We start from the raw sequence: 23,389 nt of genomic DNA, 5'->3' as shown, positions 1-23,389 counted from the left end.
CGCCGCGGAGGCACGCCGCGGCCGGACGCCGGGGAGCCGCGCCGGGGGCCCACGCCGGTCCCGGGCGCGGGGACCGGCGCGGGGCGTGGGCTATTCGGCCTCGGCGTTCTCCCTGACCTTGTCGGCCAGGTGGGCGGGCAGGGGCTCGTAGCGCAGGAAGGCCCGGCTGAACGTGCCCGTGCCGTGGGACATCGAGCGCAGGTCGATGGCGTAGCGGGTGATCTCCAGCTCGGGGACCTCGGCCTTGACCAGCGTGCGGCCGCCGGCCACCGGCTCGGTGCCGAGCACGCGGCCCCGGCGCGAGGACAGGTCGGACATCACCGCGCCGACGTAGGAGTCGTCCACCAGCACCGACACCTCGTCCACCGGCTCCAGCAGCAGCGGCGGCACCTTGGCGGCGGCCTCCTTGAGCGCGAGCTGCCCGGCGATCTGGAAGGCCATGTCGGAGGAGTCCACCGAGTGGGCCTTGCCGTCGTAGAGGGTGACGCGGATGTCCACGACGGGGTACCCGGCGAGCACCCCCCGCTCCATCTGGGCGCGCACGCCCTTCTCGACCGAGGGGATGAACTGGCGCGGCACCACGCCGCCGACGATCTTGTCCACGAACTCGAATCCGGAGCCTGAGGGCAGCGGCTCGACCTCGATGTGGCAGATGGCGTACTGGCCGTGCCCGCCGGTCTGCTTGACGTTGCGGCCCATGGCCCGCGCCTTGCCGCCGAACGTCTCGCGCAGGGCGACCCGCAGCGGCACCTTCTCGACCTCGACGCCCTGGCGCTTGGCCAGCCGGTCCAGCACGACGTCGGCGTGCGCCTCGCCCATGCACCACAGCACGAGCTGGCGGGTCTCGGCGTTCATGTCCAGCCGGAGCGTGGGGTCCTCGGCGACCGTACGGCTGAGCGCCTGCGACAGCTTGTCCTCGTCGGCCTTGGACCTGGCCCGGACGGCCACGGGCAGCAGCGGCTCGGGCATGGTCCAGGCCGTCACGAGCAGCGGGGAGTCCTTGTCCGAGAGGGTGTCGCCGGTCTCGGCGCGGGCGAGCTTGCCGATGGCGCAGATGTCGCCCGCCGCGCACTTGGCCATCGGGCGCTGCTGCTTGCCGAGCGGCGAGGACAGGGCGCCGACCCGCTCGTCCACGTCGTGGTCCTCGTGGCCCCGGTCGGCCAGGCCGTGCCCGGACACGTGCACGACCATGTCGGGGCGCAGCGTGCCGGAGAAGACGCGGACGAGGCTGATCCGGCCCACGTAGGGGTCGCTGGTGGTCTTGATCACCTCGGCGACCAGCGGCCCGGCGGGGTCGCACCCGAGCCCGGGGACGGGCTTGCCGTCCAGGGTGGTGATCTCGGGCATCGGGTGCTCGAGCGGGGAGGGGAAGCCCTGGGTCATGATCTCCAGCAGCTCGGCCATGCCCATGACCGGGCCGGAGCCGGGCGCGGCGCATGCGGCGAGCACGGGGTGGAACCCGCCGCGGGCCACGGCCTTCTCCAGGTCGTCGATGAGGACCTTGGTGTCGATCGCCTCCCCGGCGAGGTAGCGGTCCATGAGGGACTCGTCCTCGCTCTCCTGGATGATGCCCTCGATCAGCACCCCGCGCTGCTCCTCCATCGAGGCCAGCAGGTCGGGGCCGGGCTCGCGCTCCTGGCGCGTGCCCGAGGAGTAGTCGTAGAGCCGCTGGGAGAGCAGGCCCAGCAGCCCCTCGCACCGGCCCACCGGCAGGTACAGCGGCGCGACCGCGTCGCCGAACGCGTCCTGGCAGGCGGTGAGGGCCTCCTCGAAGTCGGCCCGCTGATGGTCGATCTTGGTGATCACGACGGCCCGCGGCATGCTCACGGCCGCGCACTCCTCCCAGAGCATCCGGGTGAGGCCGTCGATCCCCTCGGCCGCCGAGACGACGAACAGCGCCGCGTCCGCGGCGCGCAGCCCGGCGCGCAGGTCGCCCACGAAGTCGGCGTAGCCGGGGGTGTCGAGGAGGTTGATCTTGATTCCGTTGTGGACGACCGGCGCGACGGTCAGGTTCACCGACCGCTGCTGCCGCACCTCCACCTCGTCGTAGTCGCTGACGGTCGTGCCGTCCTCCACGCGGCCGGTGCGCTGGATCACTCCCGTCTCCGCGAGGAGCGCCTCGACCAGCGTGGTCTTTCCCGCGCCCGAGTGGCCGACCAGCACCACGTTGCGCACCGAGTCGGGCCGGTCGGCCGCCGGTGCCCTGCCGGCGGCTCCCGAGCCGCCTCCCGCTGACCTGTCCGCCACTAGCATCGCCTCCCAATCGCCGTGTCGGGCGGCTCAGGCAGGCCCCGCATGCGCCCGCCTGGCGCCGCGTGCGCCGGGGCGGCCGTGGGGACGACGCCCCGGTCGTTTCACCCTTCACCGCTGTGGCCGAAATCACAAGGGGGGACCGCGCCCGGCTTTGCGTCAGGCCCGGGGAAAGACGCGGGGAAGCGCTCGCGGAGCCCTCGCCGGGCACTCCCGGGGCCCTGCCGGGGCCGCCGGCGAGGCCGCCGCGCCGGGGCGCGCGGTGCCGGGTGCGGGAGAAACGGGCCTGGTGGCCTACGATCGGACCGCCATGCTCAAAGTCCTGCGCCCCGCAATGACCCGCGCCCTGACCCCGCTGGGGCGGGTGCTCGCCCGTGCCGGGGTCACCCCGAACATGATCACCGTCGTGGGCACGCTCGGCGTGGTCGCGTCCGCGCTGGCCCTCTACCCGGCCGGGCAGCTCTGGTGGGGCTCGGTGCTGATCACCGTGTTCGTGCTGTTCGACCTGCTCGACGGGGTGCTCGCCCGGCAGACCGGCCGCACCGGCCCGTTCGGGGCGTTCCTCGACTCGACGATGGACCGGCTCGCCGACGCCGCGATCTTCTCCGGGCTGCTGCTGTACTTCGTCTCCCGCGAGGAGGACCTGCTCGCGGGGCTGTCGCTGTTCTGCCTCGTCGGCGGCGCGCTGGTGTCGTACGCGCGTGCGAGGGCCGAGGGACTGGGCATGACCTGCACCGTGGGGCTGGCCGAGCGGGCCGAGCGGCTGGTCGTCATCCTGGTGGCGGCCGGCTTCTCCGGGCTGGGCGTGCCGTACATCCTGGCCGCGGGGCTGTGGCTGCTGTCGGCGGCCAGCGCCGTCACGGTGGCCCAGCGGTTCGCGGCTGTGTACCGTCAAGCCGTGCCCCCCAAGATCTCCGATCGAGCGGAAGAGCGATGAGCGTCCGAGAGCGCGCCGTGTCCCTCGGCTTCGCGGCCGGCTGGGCCGTGCTTCCCCGGGTGCCCGAACGGCTCGGCGCGGCCCTGTTCGACCGGGTGGCCGACGAGCTGTGGCTGCGCCGCGGCAAGAGCGTGCGGCAGCTCGAGGCCAACCTGGCCCGCGTCGTCGGCGCGGACGCCGCGTCCCCCGCCGTCCGGTCCCTGAGCCGCCGCGGCCTGCGGTCCTACATGCGGTACTTCCACGAGATGTTCCGGCTGCCCGCGATGAGCGGCGAGCGGATCATGTCCGGCATGGTCCTGGGCGGCGAGGACCTGATCACGTCCAACCTGGAGCGCGGGCGCGGGGTCGTGCTCGCGCTGCCCCACATGGGCAACTGGGACCACGCCGGGGCCTGGCTGGTGCGCAGGGGCGTGCCGTTCACGACCGTGGCCGAGCGGCTGCGCCCGGAGTCCCTGTACGAGCGGTACAAGTCCTTCCGCGAGTCGCTGGGCATGGAGGTCCTGCCGCTGACCGGCGGGGAGGGCCACGTGTTCGGCACGCTCGCGCAGCGGCTGCGCCGCGGCGGCGTGGTCTGCCTGCCCGCCGACCGGGACCTGACCGCCGCCGGCGTCGAGGTGGAGTTCTTCGGGGAGACCACGCGCATGCCCGCGGGACCCGCCGCGCTCGCCGTGCACACGGGGGCCGCGCTGCTGCCCGCGACGCTGTGGTTCGAGGGGAACGGCTGGCGCGGGCACGTCCACGAGGAGATCGCGGTGCCCGGCGCGGGCACGCGGCAGGAGAAGACCGCCGCGATGACGCAGGCGCTGGCGCGCGTCTTCGAGAAGGGCGTGGCCGAGCACCCGGAGGACTGGCACATGCTCCAGCGGCTGTGGCTGGCGGACCTGGAGCCCCGCGAGCGGACGGCGTGAGGGACGGCATGAGGATCGGGATCGTCTGTCCCTACGACTGGGACGTGCCCGGCGGAGTGCAGCAGCACGTGCGCGACCTGGCCGAGGCGCTGATCGCCCAGGGCCACCACGTCTCGGTGATCGCCCCGGCGAACGACGACTCGCCGCTGCCGCCGTACGTCGTGTCCTCGGGCCGGGCGATACCGGTGCCGGCGAACGGGTCGATCGCGCGCGTGTCCTTCGGGTTCCTGTCGGCGGCCCGCGTGCGCCGCTGGGTGCGCGAGGGCCGGTTCGACGTGCTCCACGTGCACTGCCCCGAGGCGCCCTCGCTGGGCCTGCTGGCCTGCTGGGCGGCGCGCGGGCCGATCGTGGCCACCTTCCACGCCCAGTACGAACGCTCCCGGGCGCTGTCCGTCGGCGCGCCGATCATGCAGAGCGCGCTGGAGAAGATCACCGGCCGCATCGCGGTGTCGGACGCCGCGCGCAAGAGCCTGGTCGAGCACCTGGGCGGCGACGCGGTGCTGATCCCCAACGGCGTGACGGTGGACCGCTACGTCGAGGCCGAGCCGCTGCCCGGCTGGCCCGGCGAGGGCGGCTCGATCGGGTTCCTCGGCCGCATGGACGAGCCCCGCAAGGGCCTGCCGGTGCTGCTGGACGCGTTCAACCTGCTGGCCCCCGAGCGGCCCGGGCTGCGGCTGCTGATCGCCGGGCCCGGCGACGAGGACGACGTGTACGCCCGGGTGCGGCCGGAGTTCCGCGACCGGGTCGTGGTGCTGGGCATGGTCAGCGAGGAGGACAAGATCCGCGCCTACCACTCGGTGGACGTCTTCTGCGCGCCCAACCTGGGCGGCGAGAGCTTCGGCATCGTGCTCACCGAGGCGATGTCGGCGGGCGCCCCGATCATCGCCAGCGACATCCCGGCGTTCAGCCGGGTGCTGGGCGAGGGCGAGGCCGGGGTGCTGTTCCCCGTGGGCGACGCCGCCGCGCTGGCCCGCGAGGCCGGGGCCCTGCTCGACGACCCGAGGCGGCGCGCCAAGCTGTCCGACGCCGCGCGCACGGCCGTGCGCCGGTACGACTGGTCCACGGTCGCCCGGGACGTGGTCCGCGTGTACGAGACCGTCGCCGTGACGGCCGGCGGAGTGGTGGAGGACGACCGGACCCGATGACCGAGATCCTCGTCGCGATCGCGTTCCTCATCCTGGCCGCCTTCTACCTGTCCTGGCGGGCCTCGCGGCTCGACCGGCTGCACACCCGCGTGGAGACCGCGCGCGCCGCCCTCGACGCCGCGCTGGTACGGCGCAGCGCCATCGCCCTGGAGCTCGCGGCCTCGCGCCGCCTCGACCCGGCCACGTCGCTGCTGCTGGCCGCGGCCGCCCACGAGGCGCGCACGGCCGGGCCGGACGAGCGCGAGATGGCCGAGAGCGACCTGTCCAAGGCGATGCGGGCGGCCGTGGAGCAGCCCAGGTTCCGGGAGTCGCTGGCGGAGACCGCGGGCGGCGCCGACACGCTGAACGAGCTGGACGAGTCCCTGGCCAAGGTCGTCTACTCCCGCCGCTTCTACAACAACGCCGTGGCCACGACGCGCGCGGCCCGGCGCCGCCCGCTGGTGCGGGCCCTGCGTCTCGCCGGAAGCGCGGAGCTGCCGGCGTTCTTCGACATCGACGACGACCCCCCGGAGATCCCCCCGACCGGGGGATGAGAATTCACGGGATGTCGCGCGCCCGCACGGGCGGTAGTCTTCCTCCCATTTGGTACTGGTATCGGAGGGGGCCCCTCTTGCGCGCTCGGCGAAAGTTCATCGTTCTCCTGGCCGGGGCCGCGGTCGCCGCGCCGCTCGCCGCGTGCTCGGACGACCCGCCCAAGCCCGCCACGGCGTCCCCGCCGTCGCCGGCGAGCTCCGCGCCGGCCCCCACGCCCACGCCGCCCGCGGCGCACCCGTTCACGGGTAAGCCGGGCGGCCAGAGCAAGCCGGTCCTCGCGGTGAAGATCGAGAACACCGCGTCCGGCAAGCCGCAGCTCGGCCTGCGCAGCGCCGACATCGTCTACATCGAGCAGGTCGAGGGCGGCCTCACCCGGCTCATGGCGATGTTCTCCTCCAAGATCCCGGCGAAGGTGGGCCCTGTCCGCAGCGCCCGCATCTCCGACCTGCACATCCTGCGCCAGTTCGGCAAGCCGGCGTTCGCCTACTCGGGCGTCCAGACCCGGATGAAGCCGTTCGTCGCCAAGGCCCCGCTGTTCGACGTCTCCGACAGCGCGGCCCCCGGGGCGTACTTCCGCCAGCCCGGCCGCCACGCGCCGTACAACCTCTTCGCGCGGCCCAAGGTCCTGCTGTCCAAGGCCAGGAAGGCCACCGTGGCCAAGGACATCGGCTGGACCTTCTCCGAGCAGGCGCCCGAGGGCGGCAAGCCCACCACGTCGTTCAAGGTGCGGTATCCCGCCGCGCGCTTCACCTTCACCTGGTCGGACTCGGAGAAGCGCTGGCTGGTCACCCAGGACGGCAAGAAGGACATGGCGGCCGAGGGCGGGCAGCTCGGCGGGCAGACCGTCGTGATCCAGTGGGCCAAGACCACCCGCTCGCAGTTCCACGACGTCAACGGCAGCTACACGCCGCTGATCAAGACGACCGGGACCGGCAAGGCGACCGTCCTCCGCGACGGCATGGCCTACCAGGCGAAGTGGGAGCGCCTGAAGGAGAACGAGGGCACCACCTTCACCACCCCCGACGGGCGGCCTCTGCCCTTCGCCCCCGGCCAGGTCTGGGTCGTGCTCGCCAGCCCCAAGCCCGTCCAGCCCTGACGCCCGCCCCGGCCGCGCGGGAAGCCGCGCGAGCCGTACGGGCCGGCCGGGCCGCGCGGGGAAGCGCGGGGAAGCGCGGGGAAGCGCGGGGAAGCGCGGACCAATTGGCGCGGGCGGGGAGGCGGGTGGCAGCCCATACCATTGAAGGGACCCGTCAGAAAAGACGTTCGCAAGATCGTTTCATTTCCTTCTTGGTGAGGTAATACCCGTGTCCAGCAGTCCCGAAGAGACCACCGGCACCGGCACCGCGCGCGTCAAGCGCGGCATGGCGGAGATGCTCAAGGGCGGCGTCATCATGGACGTCGTCACGCCCGAGCAGGCCAAGATCGCCGAGGACGCGGGCGCCGTCGCCGTCATGGCGCTGGAGCGTGTGCCCGCCGACATCCGCGCCGAGGGCGGCGTGTCCCGGATGAGCGACCCGGACATGATCGACGGGATCATCGACGCCGTGTCGATCCCGGTGATGGCCAAGGCCCGCATCGGCCACTTCGTCGAGGCCCAGGTCCTCCAGGCCATCGGCGTGGACTACATCGACGAGTCCGAGGTCCTCACCCCGGCCGACGAGGCGAACCACATCGACAAGTGGGCGTTCACCGTCCCCTTCGTCTGCGGCGCGACCAACCTGGGCGAGGCCCTGCGCCGCATCGCCGAGGGCGCGGCCATGATCCGCTCCAAGGGCGAGGCCGGCACCGGCAACGTCGTCGAGGCCACCCGCCACATGCGCCAGATCCGCTCCGACGTCAAGCGCCTGGGCACGCTCGACGAGGCCGAGCTGTACGCCGCCGCCAAGGAGCTGCGCGCGCCGTACGAACTGGTCAAGGAGATCGCCGAGACCGGCAAGCTCCCCGTCGTGCTGTTCACCGCCGGCGGCATCGCCACCCCGGCCGACGCCGCCATGATGATGCAGCTCGGCGCCGAGGGCGTCTTCGTCGGCTCCGGCATCTTCAAGTCCGGCGACCCGGCCAAGCGCGCGGCGGCGATCGTGAAGGCCACCACCTTCTACGACGACCCCGACGTGATCGCCAAGGTCTCCCGCGGCCTGGGCGAGGCCATGGTCGGCATCAACGTCTCCACCCTCCCCGAGGCCGACCGCCTGGCCACCCGCGGCTGGTAACGGCTCTCCGCCGCGCGCCCGCCGGGTCCGCCCCGGCCGGGCGCCCGGCGCGGCTCCGTCGCGCACGGCCCCGGATCACCGCGATCCGGGGCCTCCGCGGCGTGCCCGGCCGCGCCCTGGCGGTGCCCGCCGTGCCCGCGGTACGCCCGCTGTGCCCGCCGTGCCCGCCGTGCCCGCCGTGCCCGCCGTACGGCCTGCGCGCGTGACGCCTCCGCCGCGCGGGCCACGGCACGCACTCAGGTGACGCGGCGGCCTTCCGGCCGGCGGCGCCGGCGCTCCCGCGCGGCGCGGCGCGTCGCGGGCGGCGAGATCCGCGACGCGCGGGCGTTCATGGGTGATGCTGGTGACAGGCTCCCCCCGGGCTGAGCGGGCGGCCACGTGCCCGCCTGGGGGTGTGCTCGATTGGGCGTGGGGCGCGAGGTCACGAGGAGGTCCTTCCTCGTCGCGGGGATCGGCGCGGCGGCGCTGGGGGCGGCGCCGCGCGCGGGGGCGGGCGCGCGGCCCGCCGACCCGTTCACACTGGGGGTGGCGTCGGGCGACCCGGGGCACCGCGGCTTCGTGCTGTGGACCCGGCTGGCGCCCCGGCCGCTGAACGACGACGGCCTGGGCGGCATGCCGCGCCGGGACGTCACCGTCGAGTGGGTGCTGGCGCGCGACGAGCGGTTCCGGCGGGTCGAGCGGCGCGGCACGGTGGTGGCGCGGGCGGCGAGCGCGCACAGCGTCCACGTCGAGCTGGGCGGGCTGGACCCGGGCCGGGAGTACTGGTACCGGTTCCGCGCGCAGGGGCACGTGTCCCCGGCCGGGCGCACGAGGACCGCGCCGTCCCCCGGGGCGTACGGCGGGCCGCTGCGCATGGCGTTCGCGTCGTGCTCGCAGTACGAGCACGGCTACTTCACCGCCTACCGCAGGCTCGCCGAGGACGACCCGGACCTGGTGCTGCACCTGGGCGACTACCTGTACGAGTACGCGCCGAACGTGTACGTCGCCGGCGACATGAACGTGCGCCACCACGCCGGGCCGGAGACCGTGACGCTGGCGAACTACCGGCAGCGGCACGCGCAGTACAAGACCGACCCGGACCTGCGGGCCGCGCACGCCGCCGCGCCCTGGCTCGTGGTGTGGGACGACCACGAGCTGGACAACAACTGGGCCGGGTACGTCCCGGAGATCCCCGACCCGCCCGCGCCGCAGCCGGACATGCGGGCCCGGCGCGCGGCGGCCTTCCGGGCGTACTACGAGAACATGCCGCTGCGCCGCTCGGCGATCCCGCGCGGCCCCGCCATGCGGCTCCACCGGCGGGTGAGGTGGGGACGGCTGGCGGCCTTCCACATGCTCGACACCCGGCAGTACCGCCACGACCAGGCCTGCGGCGACGGGTTCAAGGAGTGCCCGGAGGCGTACCTGCCCGGGCGGACCATCCTCGGGCCGGAGCAGGAGCGCTGGCTGGCCGAGGGGTTCCGCCGCTCGGAGGCGCGCTGGGACCTGCTGGGGCAGCAGGCGTTCTTCGGGCAGCGCGACGCCGACGAGTCCGTGCGCAAGGTGACGAACATGGACGCCTGGGACGGGTACGCCGCGTGCCGCGACCGCGTCGCCCGCTCCTGGATGCGGGGCGGGGTGCGCAACGCCGTCGTGCTCACCGGCGACGTGCACGCGCACTGGGCCGGGGAGCTGAAGCTGGACTACGACGACCCGTCCGCGCCCTCGATCGGGACCGAGCTGGTCACGACCTCGATCACCTCCGGCGGCGACGGCGCGGACTCCGACCCGGCGGAGCAGCCGATGCTGTGGATCAACCCGCACCTGCGGTTCCACAACAACCAGCGCGGCTACGTCCTGACCCGGATCACCAAGGAGGCGATCTCGGCGGAGTTCCGCGTGGTGCCGGCGGTCACCCGCCCGGGCGCCCCGGCGCACACCAAGGCCAGGTTCGTCATCGCCGACCGCGATCCGCGCCTGCACCTGGAGTACCTGCGCCCGTACACCGGGCCGGCCCTGCGCTCGGACGCCGCGGTCATCCGCGACACCATCGCGCGCGAGACGGACCGCCCCTGACCCGGCCGTGCGCCCCTGACCCCGTCGTGACGCCCCTGACCCCGTCGTACGCCCCGGGCGGGCGCCGCGCGCGCCCGGGCGGCCGCCTCCGCCCGATCGCCGGCCCGGCCGCCCGCCCGTCCCGCGCGGGCGGGATCGGCCCGGGCGGGAAGCGGAGGCCGGTTTGAGTCGTTGTCCCTAGTGGTCCTAGGGTTCTCATGCCCGGGGCCTCCGCGCCGGGCGCCCGCACGGGCCCCGGCCCGGGACGAGCACGGGACCGCACGCCGGACCGGCGCGGCGGACCCGGCGCGGGACCGGGACAGACCGGCGCCCGGATCCGCGTGGGACCCGGCCGGGACGGCACGAGAACGAAGGACCACAGGTGACCACAGCCCCCACGATCGGAGTCTTCGCCCTCCAGGGCGACGTGCGCGAGCACATGCGCGCGCTGGCCGACGCCGGCGCGTCGGTCGTGGCCGTGCGCCGCCCCCAGGAACTGGAGCGGGTGGACGGCATCGTCGTGCCCGGCGGCGAGTCCACCACGATGTGGAAGCTGGCCACGGCGTTCGAGCTGCTCGAACCCCTGCGGCTGCGGATCAAGGAGGGCCTGCCGGCGTACGGCTCGTGCGCCGGGATGATCATGCTGGCCGACCGCATCACCGACGGGATCGCGGGCCAGGAGACCATCGGCGGCATCGACATGCTGGTCCGCCGCAACGCCTTCGGGCGGCAGGTGGACTCCTTCGAGGCCGACGTGACGCTGCGCGGCGTCGAGGGGGGCCCGATGCGGGCGGTCTTCATCCGCGCGCCCTGGGTCGAGTCGGTCGGCGAGGGCGTCCAGGTGCTCGGAGCGGTGGAGACGGCCGGATCCACGGATAGGATCGTGGCGGTCCGGCAGGGGCACCTGCTCGCGACGTCCTTCCACCCCGAGCTGACCGGGGATCCGCGCATACATGAGTACTTCGTCGACATGGTGAGGGAGCACTAAAGATGTCGGGCCACTCCAAGTGGGCTACCACCAAGCACAAGAAGGCCGTCATCGACGCCAAGCGCGGCAAGCTCTTTGCCAAGCTGATCAAGAACGTCGAGGTGGCCGCCCGTACCGGTGGTCCCGACCCCGAGGGCAACCCCACGCTGTTCGACGCCATCCAGAAGGCGAAGAAGAACTCCGTCCCCAACGACAACATCGAGCGCGCCCGCAAGCGGGGCGGCGGTCTCGAGGCGGGCGGCGCCGACTGGCAGACGATCATGTACGAGGGGTACGCCCCCGGCGGCGTCGCGGTGCTCATCGAGTGCCTCACCGACAACCGCAACCGGGCGGCCTCCGAGGTCCGCACCGCCATGACCCGCAACGGCGGCTCCATGGCCGACGCGGGCTCGGTGTCGTACATGTTCAACCGCAAGGGCGTCGTGATCGTGCCCAAGGGCTCGCTGACCGAGGACGACGTGCTCACGGCCGTCCTGGAGGCGGGCGCCGAGGAGGTCAACGACCTGGGCGAGAACTTCGAGGTCGTCTGCGAGGCCGGCGACCTGGTCGCCGTCCGCACCGCGCTCCAGGAGGCCGGGATCGACTACGAGTCGGCCGAGGCCAGCTTCCTGCCGACGCTGAGCGTCCCGCTCGACGAGGAGGGCGCCAAGAAGGTGTTCCGCCTCATCGACGCCCTGGAGGACAGCGACGACGTCCAGAACGTCTACGCCAACTTCGAGGTCAGCGACGAGATCATGGAGAAGATCGGCTAGCCGGCCTCCCCGGCGGCCCGGCCGCCCGGCGCCTCCGCCCGCCCCGCGCGGCCGGGGGCGTCGCCGCGCCGGGCGGTAAATGGTTCGCCGGGCCCGAGGGGGGTCGCGTAGGTTTGTCCATCGTGGAAATCCGCGCACTGACCGAGGCCGACCTCGACGCCGCCCTCGACAACCGCAAGCGGGCGTTCGGCCCGATCTCCGGGTCCGACGCCGAGACGTGGCGGGCCATGGTCAAGACCACCCTGGACGAGGGCCGCTACCTGGGCGGGTTCGACGGGTCCCGGCTGGTGGCCACCGCGCGGATCAACGGGTACGACCAGTGGTGGCACGGCCGCGAGGTCTCCATGGGCGGCGTCGCCAGCGTCACCGTCGCCCCCGAGGACCGCGGGCGCGGCGCCGGGCGGCAGATCATGACCGCCGCGATCGAGCGCTGCGCCGAGCTCGGGCACGCGCTCTCCACGCTGTACCCCGCGACCACCCGGATCTACCGGAGCCTGGGCTGGGAGCACGCAGGCACGCTGACCACCGCCCGGCTGCGCGCCGAGACCCTGCGGACCATCGCGCCCGCCGAGCCGGTCAAGCTGCGCCGCGCCGGCGTCGGGGACGCCGCCGAGGTGGCCGCCACCGTCGCCCGCGTCTACCGCGCCACCCGTCCCAGCGGCCCGATCTCCTGGGGCGAGGACCTGTGGCGGGTCTGGCTCGGCGAGGAGGACGACTACGCCTACCTGGCCGAGGACGGCTTCGTGCTCTACCGCTGGAAGGGCTCGGACATCGACGTGGACAACCTGGTCGCGGGCTCGGAGGCCACCGCCCGCGCCCTGTGGTCCCTCGTCGGCTCCGCCAGCTCGGTCGCCGAGCACGTGCACGCCTGCGTCGAGCCCGACGACCCGGCCCTGTGGCTGACGCGGGAGCGCGACTCCGAGGAGACCCGCAAGGTGCAGAGCTGGATGCTCCGCGTCATCGACCTCCCCGCGGCCGTCGCCGCCCGCGGCTTCCCCGCCGCCGTGACCGCGGACGCCGTCGTCACGGTCACCGACCCCCAGCGCCCGGCCAACGCCGGCACGTGGCGCCTGGAGATCGCCGGGGGCTCCGGCCTGGCCACCCCGCTGCCCGGCGACGCCTCGGCCCCGGCCCTGACGGTCAACGGCCTGTCCGCCCTGTACGCCGGGGTGCCCACCTCGACGCTCCGCCGCTCCGGGCTCCTGGCCGGGCCCCGGGACGCCGACGACGCCCTGGACGCGGCCTTCGCCGCCAAGCCGTACATGATCGACTACTTCTAGCCCGCCCCGGCGCCCCGGCGCGCAGGGATGCCGCCGGACCCCGGATCCCGATCGCGAGGTCGCCTCCCACGCGGGGGAGCGCCGGCCGGCGCGCAACGCCGGGCGGGTCGGGGGACGCGGGCGGCCCGGGGCGCTAGGGTTGACGCGAACAAGTGTTCTAGCGGCCTGGGAGTTGTGCGTGCGCGTGCTGGGCGTCGATCCGGGACTGACCCGCTGCGGCGTGGGGGCGGTGGACGGCGTGCCCGGCAAGCCGCTCTCGCTGATCGCCGTCGAGGTGGTGCGCACGCCCGCCGACGACGAGATCGGGGCCCGGCTGGTGGCGATCGAGGCGGGGATCGAGCGGCTGCTCGACGAGGTGCGCCCCGACGCCGTCGCCGTGGAGCGGGTGTTCAGCCAGCACAACGTGCGGACCGTCATGGGGACCGCGCAGGCCTCGGCCGTGGCGATCACCTGCGCGGCCCGGCGCGGCCTGCCGGTCGCCCTGCACACGCCCAGCGAGGTCAAGGCCGCGATCACCGGGCACGGCAACGCCGACAAGGACCAGATCGCCATGATGGTGATGCGGGTGCTCCGCCTGGACGAGCGGCCGCGCCCCGCCGACGCCACCGACGCGCTGGCGCTGGCGATCTGCCACGTCTGGCGGGGCGGGGCCGGGCGCCGCGTCGGCGAGGCGCGGGCCCGTCTGGAGAAGGCGCAGGCCGAGGCGCTGGAGCGCACCCGGCGCGCGCAGGCCGAGACGCTGGGCCGCATCGAGCGGGCCCGGGCCGAGGCCGCCGCCCGGGCCGCGGCCCGCGTGCCCCGCCAGGGCGGGGGCCCCCGGTGAGCGCCGCCGCGGGCCGCACCCCGAAACGGCCGGAGGACGGCGGCGGGAGCCGTACGGTGATACTCCGCCGGAGCGGAGACCCGGGCGCCGGGAGACCGCGGGCGGCGAGACGGCGCGGGAGAGCGCGCCCGGGCGGACAGAGGGACAGGAGGAGCCGGTGATCGCCTTCGTATCCGGGACGGTGGCCGCGGTGGGCCCCGACACGGCCGTGATCGAGATGGGCGGGGTCGGCGTCTCGGTGATCTGCACCCCCGCGACGCTCGCGCGCCTGCGCGTCGGCGAGCCCGCGAAGCTGGCGACGTCGCTGGTCGTGCGCGAGGAGTCGCTGACGCTGTACGGCTTCGCCGAGGACGACGAGCGCACCGTCTTCGAGCTGCTCCAGACGGCGAACGGGGTCGGGCCGCGGCTGGCGCTGGCGATGCTGGCGGTGCACTCGCCCAACGAGCTGCGCGTGGCGGTCGCGAGCGCCGACGTCAACGCGCTGACCCAGGTGCCGGGCATCGGCAAGAAGGGCGCGCAGAAGATCGTGCTGGAGCTCAAGGACCGGCTCGGCGCTCCCGACGCGGCCGTGGCCGGCATGCTCGACGCCGGCTCGGCCGCGCCCGCCTGGCGCGAGCAGGTCCACGCGGGCCTGGTGGGTCTCGGCTGGTCCGCGAAGGACGCCGAGGAGGCGATCGCCGCCGTGGCCGCCGACCTCAAGGAGTCCGGGGGCGACATTCCCGACGTGTCCGGCCTGCTCAAGGCCGCCCTGCGGAAGCTCAGCGTCCGATGAGCGGCCGCGACGAGATCGTCTCGCCCGACGCCGAGGGGGACGAGCGCGCCGTCGAGGCGGCGCTGCGGCCCAAGCGCCTGGACGAGTTCGTGGGGCAGGCGCGCGTGCGCGAGCAGCTCTCGCTGGTGCTCCAGAGCGCCCTGCGCCGCAACCGCCCGCCCGACCACGTGCTCATGAGCGGTTCGCCGGGCCTCGGCAAGACCACCCTGGCCATGATCATCGCGGCGGAGCTGGGCGCGCCGCTGCGGCTCACCGCCGGGCCCGCGATCGAGCGCGCGGGAGACCTGGCCGCGATCCTGTCCACGCTCTCGGAGGGGGAGGTGCTGTTCATCGACGAGATCCACCGGATGTCCCGCCCCGCCGAGGAGATGCTCTACATGGCGATGGAGGACTTCCGGGTCGACATCGTCGTGGGCAAGGGCCCGGGCGCGACCGCGATCCCGCTCGACATCGCGCCGTTCACCCTGGTCGGGGCGACCACGCGGGCCGGCCTGCTGCCCGCGCCGCTGCGCGACCGCTTCGGGTTCGTCGCCCACATGGAGTTCTACGACGTCTCCGAGCTGGAGCAGGTGCTGCGCCGTTCGGCCCGGCTGCTCGGCGTGGAGCTGCCGGACGAGGGCGCGCACGAGATCGCGCGCCGCTCCCGGGGCACGCCCCGCATCGCCAACCGGCTGCTGCGCCGCGTCCGCGACTACGCCGAGGTGCGCTCCGGCGGCGTGATCACCCGGGAGACCGCCGCCGACGCCCTGTCGCTGTACGAGGTGGACGGCGAGGGCCTGGACCGCCTCGACCGCGCCGTGCTCGACGCGCTGCTGCGCAAGTTCGGCGGCGGCCCGGTGGGCCTGTCCACGCTGGCCATCGCGGTGGGGGAGGAGCCCGAGACCGTCGAGGTGGTGGCCGAGCCGTTCCTCGTGCGCCAGGGGCTGCTCGCCCGCACGCCCCGGGGCCGCGTGGCCACCGCCGCCGCCTGGGCCCACATGGGCATGCAGGTGCCGCTCGACGCGCTGGGCAGGCCGGGGTCCCCGCCCACCCTCTTCGACGACCCGGAGTGACCGGCGCGCCGCGCCGGGATGATCGGCGGTCTGAGTAAGAGTAGGGTTGCGAAACGGGAACTTCCCGGCGTGCTCGCGCGCCGGCTCGTTGCCGGTCTCAGACCGGCTCGCCTACACTCCGTGGCTTGGCTGCCTGTGTGATCCGGTGTTCACCGCCGGGTGACACGCGGGTTCCGCCGTCCGCGCCTCGATAACGCCGGTCCCTGTGCCGGTCTCATCTCACCGGAAGGAAAAGCCCGTGGAGGGCCTCGCACAGCTTCTTCCCTTCATCCTCATCATCGTCGTGTTCTACTTCCTGCTGATCCGCCCGCAGCGCAAGCGGCAGCAGGAGCAGCTCCGCATGCAGAGCTCGCTCGCGCCGGGCACGCGCGTCATGACGACCGCCGGGCTCTACGCCACGGTCGTGGCGGTGGACGACGACGACGTCATCCTGGAGGTCGCCCCCGGGGTCGAGTCCCGGTACGTCAAGGGGGCCATCGCCCGCGTCGTGACCCCGGTCCCCGGCCAGCCGGAGGACGCCGAGGTCGGCGGCGACACGACCCCCGAGGTCTCGGACACCGCCCCGGCCAAGGCTGACGACGCGCCCGCCGCCGAGCCGGACACCGCGGCCAAGCCGGCCTCGCCGCAGGACGAGGGGAGCAAGTCCTCCTCCTGACGTCCCCCCACCCGTTGACCTGACGAGAGAAAAGACGACACGTGGCTCCACCCAGCAGCACCCCGAGCAGGCCGGGGCGATCGCTCTTCGCGCTCCTGGTCATCCTGCTCGCGTTCGGCGGCATCATGATCTGGCAGAAGGCGTACAGCCCTCAGTACGCGCTGGACCTGGCGGGCGGCACGACGGTGACGCTGTCCCCGGTGCTCGCACAGGGTGGAAAAGCGCCGGACGAGAGCCTCGACCGCGCGGTCGAGATCATCCGCGACCGGGTCAACGGGAGCGGCATCTCCGAGGCCGAGGTGGCCCGGAGCGGTGACAACATCATCATCTCGGTGCCGGGCAAGGGCCAGGCGGAGGTCGTGAACCTCGTGGGCACCACGGCGGAGCTCCGGTTCCGCCAGGTGCTCGCGATGGGCCCGGCCGAGCAGACGCCGGTGGTGCCGACCACGGCCCCGACGCCCGGCGCGACGCCCACCGCGGTGCCCGCGCCGACGGCGACGGCCGGGCCCGGCTCCGCCACGCCGTCCGCCACCCCCTCGGCCACCAGGCCCGCCGGCCGCGCGGTCTCCTCCGCGCTCGCGGCCCCCACGCCCACCCCCAGCGGGCGGGCCACCGGGGCCACCCCCACGCCGGCGGCGACCCCGACCGGGGCGGCGACCCCGCCGCCCCCGGCGCAGCCGCAGGACCCGCTCGCCGGGCAGGACCTCAGCGGCATCGACCCGGCCGTGCTCGCCGACTTCCGCAAGCTCGACTGCACCAAGAAGGACCGCGGCCAGGGCACCGTGGACGACCCGAACAAGCAGCTCGCGGCCTGCGACAAGGGCGGCGCGTTCAAGTACGTCCTGGACAAGGCCGAGGTGCTCGGCACGGACGTGTCCGGCGCCGAGGCCGGGGTGGACCAGCAGACCAACGAGTGGGTCACGACGGTCGACTTCAAGAGCGAGGGCGGCATCAAGTTCGGCAAGCTGACCGGCCGCGTCGTCAGCCTGCCCGAGCCGCGCAACCAGGTCGCCATGGTGCTCGACGGTGTCGTCATCTCCGCGCCGCGCATCCAGGAGGCCATCCCCGGCGGCCAGGCGCGCATCTCCGGCCAGTTCACGCCCGAGTCGGCCAACGAGCTGGCCAACCAGCTCAAGTACGGCGCGCTGCCGCTGAAGTTCGAGAAGAGCGAGATCTCCACGGTCTCGGCGACGCTCGGCCAGGACCAGCTCCACGGCGGCCTGATCGCCGGCCTGATCGGCCTCGGCCTGGTCGTCCTCTACTCGATGTTCTACTACCGCGGCCTGGGCATCGTCTCGATCCTGTCCCTGACCGTCGCCGCCGTGCTGACCTGGGAACTGGTCGTGCTGCTCGGCAAGCTCCTGGACTTCCGCCTCTCCCTCGCCGGCATCGCCGGGCTCATCGTGGCGATCGGCATCACCGCCGACTCCTTCGTGGTGTTCTTCGAACGCCTGCGGGACGAGGCGCGCGAGGGCAAGACGCTGCGCGCCGCCGTCGAGCGGGGCTGGACACGCGCCAAGCGCACGATCCTCGTCGCCGGCGCGGTGAACTTCCTCGCGGCCGCGGTGCTGTACTTCCTCGCGGTCGGCGGCGTGAAGGGCTTCGCCTTCACCCTCGGCCTGACGACCCTGATCGACGTGGTGGTGGTCTTCCTGTTCACCAAGCCGGTGGTCACGCTGCTGGCCAGGATGAAGTTCTTCAACGGCGGGCATCCGCTGTCCGGTCTCGATCCCGACCGCCTCGGCATCCAGAAGTCGCCGAAGCAGGTCCTGGGCCGCGCGATCACCAGGGAGGCCTGAGATGTCCCGCCTCGGAGAACTCGGCGGCGCCCTGTACCGCGGTGAGAAGTCCTACGACTTCGTCGGCCGCCGCCGCACCTGGTTCGTCATCGCCGCGATCATCCTGCTGCTGTCCATCGCGGGCCTGATCGGGCCCAAGCTGCACCTGGGCGTGGAGTTCCAGGGCGGGTCGGTGTTCACCTTCCGGGCCCCGGCCTCGGTGACCGAGACCCAGGCCCGCGACGCCGTCGCCGAGGCCCAGGGCACGGGCCTGCAGGTGCCCATCGCGCAGCGCGCGGGCGACCGGTGGCGCGTGACGACCCAGAGCCTCGCGCCGGACCAGGTCACGGCCGTGCAGAAGTCGGTCGCCAGTCGCTTCGGGCTCGCCCAGAACGACGTGGACGCCCAGGTCATCGGCCCGAGCTGGGGCGGCGAGGTGTCCGGCAAGGCGCTCCAGGGCCTGATCATCTTCCTCGTGCTCGTGGTGATCTACCTCTCGATCGCGTTCGAGTGGAAGATGGCGGTGGCCGCCCTGGTGGCGCTGCTCCACGACATGATCATCACCGTCGGCGTCTACGCCTGGGTCGGGTTCGAGGTCACGCCCGCGAGCGTCATCGGCTTCCTGACGATCCTGGGCTACTCGCTGTACGACACGGTCGTCGTCTTCGACAAGGTCCGCGAGAACACGCGCCCGCTGCTCGGCGGCGCCCGCATGACCTACAGCGAGGCCGCGAACCTGGCGGTGAACCAGACGCTGGTGCGCTCGATCAACACCTCGGTGATCGCGCTGCTGCCGGTGGCGGCGATCCTCTTCATCGGCACCACCTTCCTGGGCGCCGGCACGCTGAAGGACCTGTCGCTGGCGCTGTTCGTCGGCATGGTCGCCGGCACGGTCTCCTCGATCTTCATCGCGACCCCGCTGCTGGTGGTCATGAAGGACCGGGAGCCGCAGTACGTCGCCCTGGCCAAGCGGGTCGCCGCCCGCCGCGCCGCCGCCGGCAAGCCCGGCGCCGGGACGCGGGCCACGGGCCGTGCCACCGGGAAGGGCGAGCCGCGGGACACGCCCGACGAGCCGGCCGGGGAGATCCAGGACACCCCCGAGGGCGTCGGCGCGGGCCCGGCCGGGACGCGTCCCGGCGGCCCCCTGCCGGGCCAGGGGCGCAAGGGCACGCCCGGCCCCGCCGGGCGCAAGAAGCCCGGCTCCGCGGGCAAGAAGAAGCGCTGACGCGACGAGCGCCGGCGACGGGCGGACCACTCCGCCGGGGACCCCGCGGCCGACACCGGCCCGCGGGGTCCTCGCGCGAGAGGTCCGCTCCGGTGAGAGTTCTCAGGGAATAGTGGCGAGGGTGAGAGGGTTTGACCGTGAGTGAGCTGAGCGAGCTGATCCTGGGCAGGATCCGTGACATTCCCGACTACCCCCAGCCGGGGATCCTGTTCAAGGACATCACGCCGCTGCTCGCGGACGCCGAGGCGTTCAAGGCGGTGGTGGACGAGCTGGCGCTCGTGCACGCCGCCGGGGCTGACAAGATCGTCGGCATCGAGGCACGCGGCTTCATCCTGGCGGCCCCCGTGGCGTACCGGGCGGGCGCGGGCTTCGTGCCGATGCGCAAGAAGGGCAAACTCCCTGCGGAGACGCTGGAGGAGACCTACGATCTGGAATACGGTTCCGCGACGATCGAGATGCACCGTGACGCCCTGTCCCCGGGCGACCGGGTGCTGATCGTGGACGACGTGCTCGCCACCGGCGGCACGGCGCGGGCGGCCGTGGAGCTCGTCCGGCGGGCGGGCGCCGAGGTCGCCGGGATCTCGGTCCTGATGGAGCTGTCCTTCCTGTCCGGGCGCGACCGGCTCGACGGAGTCGAGCCGCGGGCGCTCGTGACGGTCTGACCGGCGGCGCGCCGCCGGGGAGCCCTCGGCGGCCGTCCGGGCACCCGGCACCCGGATACACTGGGGGTTCAGGCGTTGACGATAGGAGTCTGAGTGCCCCCTGAGGTGGTGCCGCCCGACGTGACCTCGCCGGACGGCGTGGACAAGAGCGCCGGGGCCCGCCCGGCGCCCGCCCGCGGAGCGGACGCACCGAGAGGGAACCCGACCGAAACTCGATCCGAGCCTTCCGCGGACGCCGCGCGCGCGACGTCGTCGTACACGCCGGTCCGGCGCCGCCGGCTCGGCCGGCTCGGGGGGCAGTGGGGCACCAACATGAATCCGGTCCTGGAACAACTGATCAAGACGGTCCGCGTCACGCATCCCAAGCCCGACGTGCGGCTCATCGAGCGCGCCTACGACGTGGCGGCCTACCACCACCGCGACCAGAAGCGGAAGAGCGGCGACCCCTACATCACGCACCCCCTGGCCGTGGCGACGATCCTGGCCGAGCTGGGCACCGACGACGAGACCCTGTGCGCGGCGCTGCTGCACGACACGGTCGAGGACACCGCCTACAGCCTGGAGGAGCTGCGCGCCGACTTCGGCGACAACATCGCCCAGCTCGTGGACGGCGTGACCAAGCTCGACAAGGTCAAGTTCGGCGAGGCGGCGCAGGCCGAGAGCGTGCGCAAGATGGTCGTGGCCATGTCCCGCGACATCCGCGTGCTCGTGATCAAGCTGGCCGACCGGCTGCACAACATGCGCACCCTGCGCTACCTGCCGCGGATGAAGCAGGAGCAGAAGGCCCGCGAGACGCTGGAGATCTTCGCGCCGCTGGCCCACCGGCTCGGCATGAACACCATCAAGTGGGAGCTGGAGGACCTGGCCTTCCAGACGCTCTACCCCGGGCGCTACAACGAGATCGCCCGCATGGTGTCCGAGCGCACGCCGCGCCGCGAGCTGTTCCTGCAGGAGGTCATCGAGAACGTCTCGGCCGACCTGCGCGACGCCAAGATCCAGGCGACGGTGAAGGGCCGCCCGAAGCACTACTACTCGATCTACCAGAAGATGATCGCCCGCGACGTGGGCTTCGACGACATCTTCGACCTGGTGGGCATCCGGGTCCTCGTGGAGACGGTCCGCGACTGCTACGCCGCGCTCGGCACGATCCACGCGCGGTGGTCGCCGGTGCCGGGCCGGTTCAAGGACTACATCGCGATGCCCAAGTTCAACATGTACCAGTCGCTGCACACGACGGTCATCGGGCCCGAGGGCAAGCCGGTCGAGCTGCAGATCCGCACCCGCTCCATGCACCACCGGGCGGAGTACGGCGTGGCGGCGCACTGGAAGTACAAAGAGGAGACCATCGGCGGCCTCAAGGGCAAGCCGGGCAGCGAGGTCGCCTGGCTGCGGCAGCTCCTCGACTGGCAGAAGGAGACCTCCGACCCCGGGGAGTTCCTGGAGTCGCTCAGGTTCGACCTGGCGGTCTCCGAGGTGTTCGTCTTCACCCCGAAGGGACAGGTCATCGCCCTGCCCGAGGGGGCGACCCCGGTCGACTTCGCCTACGCCGTGCACACCGAGGTCGGGCACCGGTGCATCGGGGCGCGCGTCAACGGGCGGCTGGTCCCGCTGGAGTCCGCCCTGTCCAACGGCGACACCGTGGAGATCTTCACCTCCAAGTCCGCCGACGCCGGGCCCTCGCGCGACTGGCTGAACTTCGTCAAGTCCGGCCGGGCCCGCAACAAGATCCGGCAGTGGTTCTCCAAGGAGCGCCGCGAGACCGCGATCGAGGCGGGCAAGGACGCCATCGGCCGCGCCATGCGCAAGCAGAACCTCCCGCTCCAGCGGCTGATGTCCGGCGAGTCGCTGATCGCCCTGGCGCGCGACCTGCGCTACCCCGACGTGTCCGCGCTCTACGCGGCCGTGGGGGAGGGGCACGTCAGCGCCCAGACGGTCGTGCAGAAGCTCGTGCAGTCCCTGGGCGGCGTCGAGAGCGCCGAGGAGGACATCGCCGAGACCGCGGTCCCCACCAAGATGCGCCGCCGGTCCCGCCCCTCCAACGCCGGCGTGATCGTCGCGGGCGACCCGGACGTCTGGGTCCGCCTGTCCAAGTGCTGCACGCCGGTCCCCGGCGACGAGATCGTGGGCTTCGTCACCCGCGGCCACGGCGTCTCGGTGCACCGCGTGGACTGCCCCAACGTCGAGCAGCTCCGCGCCCAGCCCGACCGCCTGGTCGACGTCACCTGGAGCCCCAGCGAGGAGTCCGTCTTCCTCGTGGCCATCCAGGTCGAGGCCCTCGACCGCCCGAGGCTGCTGTCGGACATCACCCGCACCCTGTCCGACCAGCACGTCAACATCCTGTCGGCCACGGTCAGCACCACCCGCGACCGCGTGGCCGTCAGCCGGTTCACGTTCGAGATGGGCGACCCCAAGCACCTGGGCCACGTCCTGCGCGCCGTCCGCAACGTCCAGGGCGTCTACGACGTCTACCGCGTCACCAGCGGGCCGGCCTCCTGACCGTACGGCTCCCGCCCGGCCCGCCGTCCTGGCGTCCCCGGCGCGCGGCCTGCCGGTCCTGCCCTCCGCCGGTTCCGCCGTACGGCCGTACGGCCCCGGCCCGTCCTGACGTACCGCACGGCGGCGGGGGAGGCGCGGACGGCGACAGGGCGCCCCCGGCCCTGCCGGGGACGCCCTGTCGCGCTCTTCACGGCCCGCGCGGGCCGGGGCCCGGGTGCGGCCGGGCCCGGGGGACGGCGCGCCCCCGCGGACGGGCGCCGTCACGGGGTCAGTGGTTGACCAGGCCCCACACGTGGCCGAGGTAGAAGGACCGGGACGACTTGATCCTGAAGCACGTCCCCTTCCTGACGACGTTGTTCGTCATCACGTAGTTGACGCCCCGCCGCTTGATGTCGACCCAGGGCCCGAGGTTGCCGCCGCCGCACTTCACGATCTTGAACTTCATCGAGGGCCGGCCGCGCCTGCTCTGCCACCTGATGGAGATGAAGCTGCTGTTGGCCTTGTAGTACTTCTTGGTGGTGTTCTCCGTCGGGTTGATCGACAGGTCCCACCCGTTGGTCTTCCGCGCGGCCACCGCCGAGGCCGCGGAGACCGCGGGCGCGGCGGCCGCGGGAACGGCGGCCACGGGAACGGCGCTCGCCGCGGCGGGCTTGGCGGGGAGGGGGGCGGCCTGCGCGGGGGCCGCGAGCGCCAGCGCGATCGGGGCGGCCACGACCGCGCCCAGGGTGGTTCGTCTCATCGGATGTCTCCTGACCTCGTCCGAACCTCGCGTACGGACCCCAGTGAACCGGCCCGCGCCCCGTCTCCACATCGGGCGCGGCGCGGAACCCCGATACGAGGCGGCGCGTACGTCCCCCTCCGCGCGGAGGCGTACCCGCGGCCGGGGCGGGC

The 23,389-nt window shown here is 73.5% G+C and carries 19 protein-coding genes and 1 pseudogene; 18 read left to right on the top strand and 2 right to left on the bottom strand.

From position 1 onward, the window contains the following. Positions 1 to 90: 90 nt before the first annotated feature. Positions 91 to 2,247, bottom strand: coding sequence for an elongation factor G-like protein EF-G2 (locus D5H75_RS05615; RefSeq protein WP_202637864.1), 2,157 nt, complete (start codon positions 2,245 to 2,247; stop codon positions 91 to 93). Between the two features lie 313 nt (positions 2,248 to 2,560). Here D5H75_RS05615 and pgsA point away from each other — a divergent pair, with 313 nt between their 5' ends. The 18 genes and pseudogenes from pgsA (at position 2,561) to D5H75_RS05525 (ending at position 22,498) form a co-directional block, all read left to right on the top strand. Continuing rightward, entirely contained in the window at positions 2,561 to 3,187 is a 627-nt protein-coding gene (gene pgsA / locus D5H75_RS05610; protein WP_119925890.1) for a phosphatidylinositol phosphate synthase, read from the top strand. Further along, positions 3,184 to 4,095 (top strand): phosphatidylinositol mannoside acyltransferase, encoded by a 912-nt coding sequence (locus tag D5H75_RS05605; RefSeq protein WP_119925298.1) that lies wholly within the window; start codon positions 3,184 to 3,186, stop codon positions 4,093 to 4,095. The genes pgsA and D5H75_RS05605 overlap by 4 nt, the downstream gene beginning before the upstream one ends. 8 nt (positions 4,096 to 4,103) lie before the next feature. Next, complete coding sequence (locus D5H75_RS05600) at positions 4,104 to 5,240, top strand: glycosyltransferase family 4 protein (protein WP_119925297.1); 1,137 nt, start codon at positions 4,104 to 4,106, stop codon at positions 5,238 to 5,240. Then, positions 5,237 to 5,773, top strand: a complete 537-nt coding sequence (locus tag D5H75_RS05595) for a hypothetical protein (protein WP_119925296.1) — start codon at positions 5,237 to 5,239, stop codon at positions 5,771 to 5,773. The genes D5H75_RS05600 and D5H75_RS05595 overlap by 4 nt, the downstream gene beginning before the upstream one ends. A gap of 77 nt (positions 5,774 to 5,850) precedes the next feature. Continuing rightward, on the top strand, positions 5,851 to 6,870 hold the full coding sequence (locus D5H75_RS05590) for a DUF3048 domain-containing protein (RefSeq protein WP_242454006.1): 1,020 nt from the start codon (positions 5,851 to 5,853) through the stop codon (positions 6,868 to 6,870). A 202-nt stretch (positions 6,871 to 7,072) separates the two neighbouring features. Further along, positions 7,073 to 7,984, top strand: coding sequence for a pyridoxal 5'-phosphate synthase lyase subunit PdxS (pdxS, locus tag D5H75_RS05585; protein ID WP_119925294.1), 912 nt, complete (start codon positions 7,073 to 7,075; stop codon positions 7,982 to 7,984). A gap of 408 nt (positions 7,985 to 8,392) precedes the next feature. Beyond that, positions 8,393 to 10,036, top strand: a complete 1,644-nt coding sequence (locus tag D5H75_RS05580; protein WP_242454005.1) for an alkaline phosphatase D family protein — start codon at positions 8,393 to 8,395, stop codon at positions 10,034 to 10,036. 361 nt (positions 10,037 to 10,397) lie between these two features. Next, positions 10,398 to 11,003, top strand: coding sequence for a pyridoxal 5'-phosphate synthase glutaminase subunit PdxT (pdxT, locus tag D5H75_RS05575; RefSeq protein ID WP_119925292.1), 606 nt, complete (start codon positions 10,398 to 10,400; stop codon positions 11,001 to 11,003). A gap of 2 nt (positions 11,004 to 11,005) precedes the next feature. After that, on the top strand, positions 11,006 to 11,755 hold the full coding sequence (locus tag D5H75_RS05570; protein ID WP_119925291.1) for a YebC/PmpR family DNA-binding transcriptional regulator: 750 nt from the start codon (positions 11,006 to 11,008) through the stop codon (positions 11,753 to 11,755). Between the two features lie 122 nt (positions 11,756 to 11,877). Beyond that, positions 11,878 to 13,035 carry a GNAT family N-acetyltransferase gene (locus tag D5H75_RS05565; protein WP_242454004.1) on the top strand — a complete coding sequence of 386 codons (1,158 nt, stop codon included), beginning with the start codon at positions 11,878 to 11,880 and terminating at the stop codon, positions 13,033 to 13,035. Between the two features lie 178 nt (positions 13,036 to 13,213). Beyond that, a pseudogene (ruvC, locus tag D5H75_RS05560) lies at positions 13,214 to 13,756 on the top strand (crossover junction endodeoxyribonuclease RuvC); the annotation flags it as partial. 259 nt (positions 13,757 to 14,015) lie between these two features. Continuing rightward, positions 14,016 to 14,630 carry a Holliday junction branch migration protein RuvA gene (ruvA, locus tag D5H75_RS05555; protein ID WP_119925289.1) on the top strand — a complete coding sequence of 205 codons (615 nt, stop codon included), beginning with the start codon at positions 14,016 to 14,018 and terminating at the stop codon, positions 14,628 to 14,630. Further along, positions 14,627 to 15,682 carry a Holliday junction branch migration DNA helicase RuvB gene (gene ruvB, locus D5H75_RS05550; RefSeq protein ID WP_119925288.1) on the top strand — a complete coding sequence of 352 codons (1,056 nt, stop codon included), beginning with the start codon at positions 14,627 to 14,629 and terminating at the stop codon, positions 15,680 to 15,682. The genes ruvA and ruvB overlap by 4 nt, the downstream gene beginning before the upstream one ends. A 238-nt stretch (positions 15,683 to 15,920) precedes the next feature. Continuing rightward, positions 15,921 to 16,337, top strand: coding sequence for a preprotein translocase subunit YajC (gene yajC, locus D5H75_RS05545; protein WP_202637863.1), 417 nt, complete (start codon positions 15,921 to 15,923; stop codon positions 16,335 to 16,337). Positions 16,338 to 16,378: 41 nt separating this feature from the next. Next, a complete protein-coding gene (gene secD / locus D5H75_RS05540) occupies positions 16,379 to 18,136 on the top strand; it encodes a protein translocase subunit SecD (protein ID WP_242454003.1) in 1,758 nt (585 codons plus the stop codon). A 1-nt stretch (position 18,137) separates the two neighbouring features. After that, positions 18,138 to 19,340, top strand: coding sequence for a protein translocase subunit SecF (secF, locus tag D5H75_RS05535; RefSeq protein ID WP_119925286.1), 1,203 nt, complete (start codon positions 18,138 to 18,140; stop codon positions 19,338 to 19,340). Positions 19,341 to 19,477: 137 nt separating this feature from the next. Next, positions 19,478 to 20,002: an adenine phosphoribosyltransferase gene (locus D5H75_RS05530; RefSeq protein WP_202637862.1), complete on the top strand. Its 525-nt coding sequence runs from the start codon at positions 19,478 to 19,480 to the stop codon at positions 20,000 to 20,002. 108 nt (positions 20,003 to 20,110) lie between these two features. Then, the gene (locus D5H75_RS05525; RefSeq protein ID WP_119925887.1) at positions 20,111 to 22,498 is read left to right on the top strand and encodes a RelA/SpoT family protein; all 2,388 of its coding nucleotides are present in this window, start codon (positions 20,111 to 20,113) and stop codon (positions 22,496 to 22,498) included. Positions 22,499 to 22,766: 268 nt separating this feature from the next. Here the strand turns inward: D5H75_RS05525 and D5H75_RS05520 are convergent, their stop codons facing one another. Beyond that, on the bottom strand, positions 22,767 to 23,237 hold the full coding sequence (locus tag D5H75_RS05520) for a hypothetical protein (RefSeq protein WP_119925284.1): 471 nt from the start codon (positions 23,235 to 23,237) through the stop codon (positions 22,767 to 22,769). Between the last annotated feature and the right edge of the window lie 152 nt (positions 23,238 to 23,389).

This window comes from Bailinhaonella thermotolerans (assembly GCF_003594875.1).
GTDB classification, from domain to species: domain Bacteria; phylum Actinomycetota; class Actinomycetes; order Streptosporangiales; family Streptosporangiaceae; genus Bailinhaonella; species Bailinhaonella thermotolerans.
Note: the sequence above shows the minus strand (reverse complement) of the source record. Positions and strands in the feature narration are given on the sequence as shown.

Excerpts from the sequence above, each read along its gene's own strand:
- ruvB (WP_119925288.1), top strand. The coding sequence starts at position 14,627 with ATGAGCGGCCGCGACGAGATCGTCTCGCCCGACGCCGAGGGGGACGAG.
- D5H75_RS05605 (WP_119925298.1), top strand. The coding sequence starts at position 3,184 with ATGAGCGTCCGAGAGCGCGCCGTGTCCCTCGGCTTCGCGGCCGGCTGG.
- D5H75_RS05520 (WP_119925284.1), bottom strand. The coding sequence starts at position 23,237 with ATGAGACGAACCACCCTGGGCGCGGTCGTGGCCGCCCCGATCGCGCTG.
- secF (WP_119925286.1), top strand. The coding sequence starts at position 18,138 with ATGTCCCGCCTCGGAGAACTCGGCGGCGCCCTGTACCGCGGTGAGAAG.
- D5H75_RS05570 (WP_119925291.1), top strand. The coding sequence starts at position 11,006 with ATGTCGGGCCACTCCAAGTGGGCTACCACCAAGCACAAGAAGGCCGTC.
- D5H75_RS05600 (WP_119925297.1), top strand. The coding sequence starts at position 4,104 with ATGAGGATCGGGATCGTCTGTCCCTACGACTGGGACGTGCCCGGCGGA.
- D5H75_RS05595 (WP_119925296.1), top strand. The coding sequence starts at position 5,237 with ATGACCGAGATCCTCGTCGCGATCGCGTTCCTCATCCTGGCCGCCTTC.
- pgsA (WP_119925890.1), top strand. The coding sequence starts at position 2,561 with ATGCTCAAAGTCCTGCGCCCCGCAATGACCCGCGCCCTGACCCCGCTG.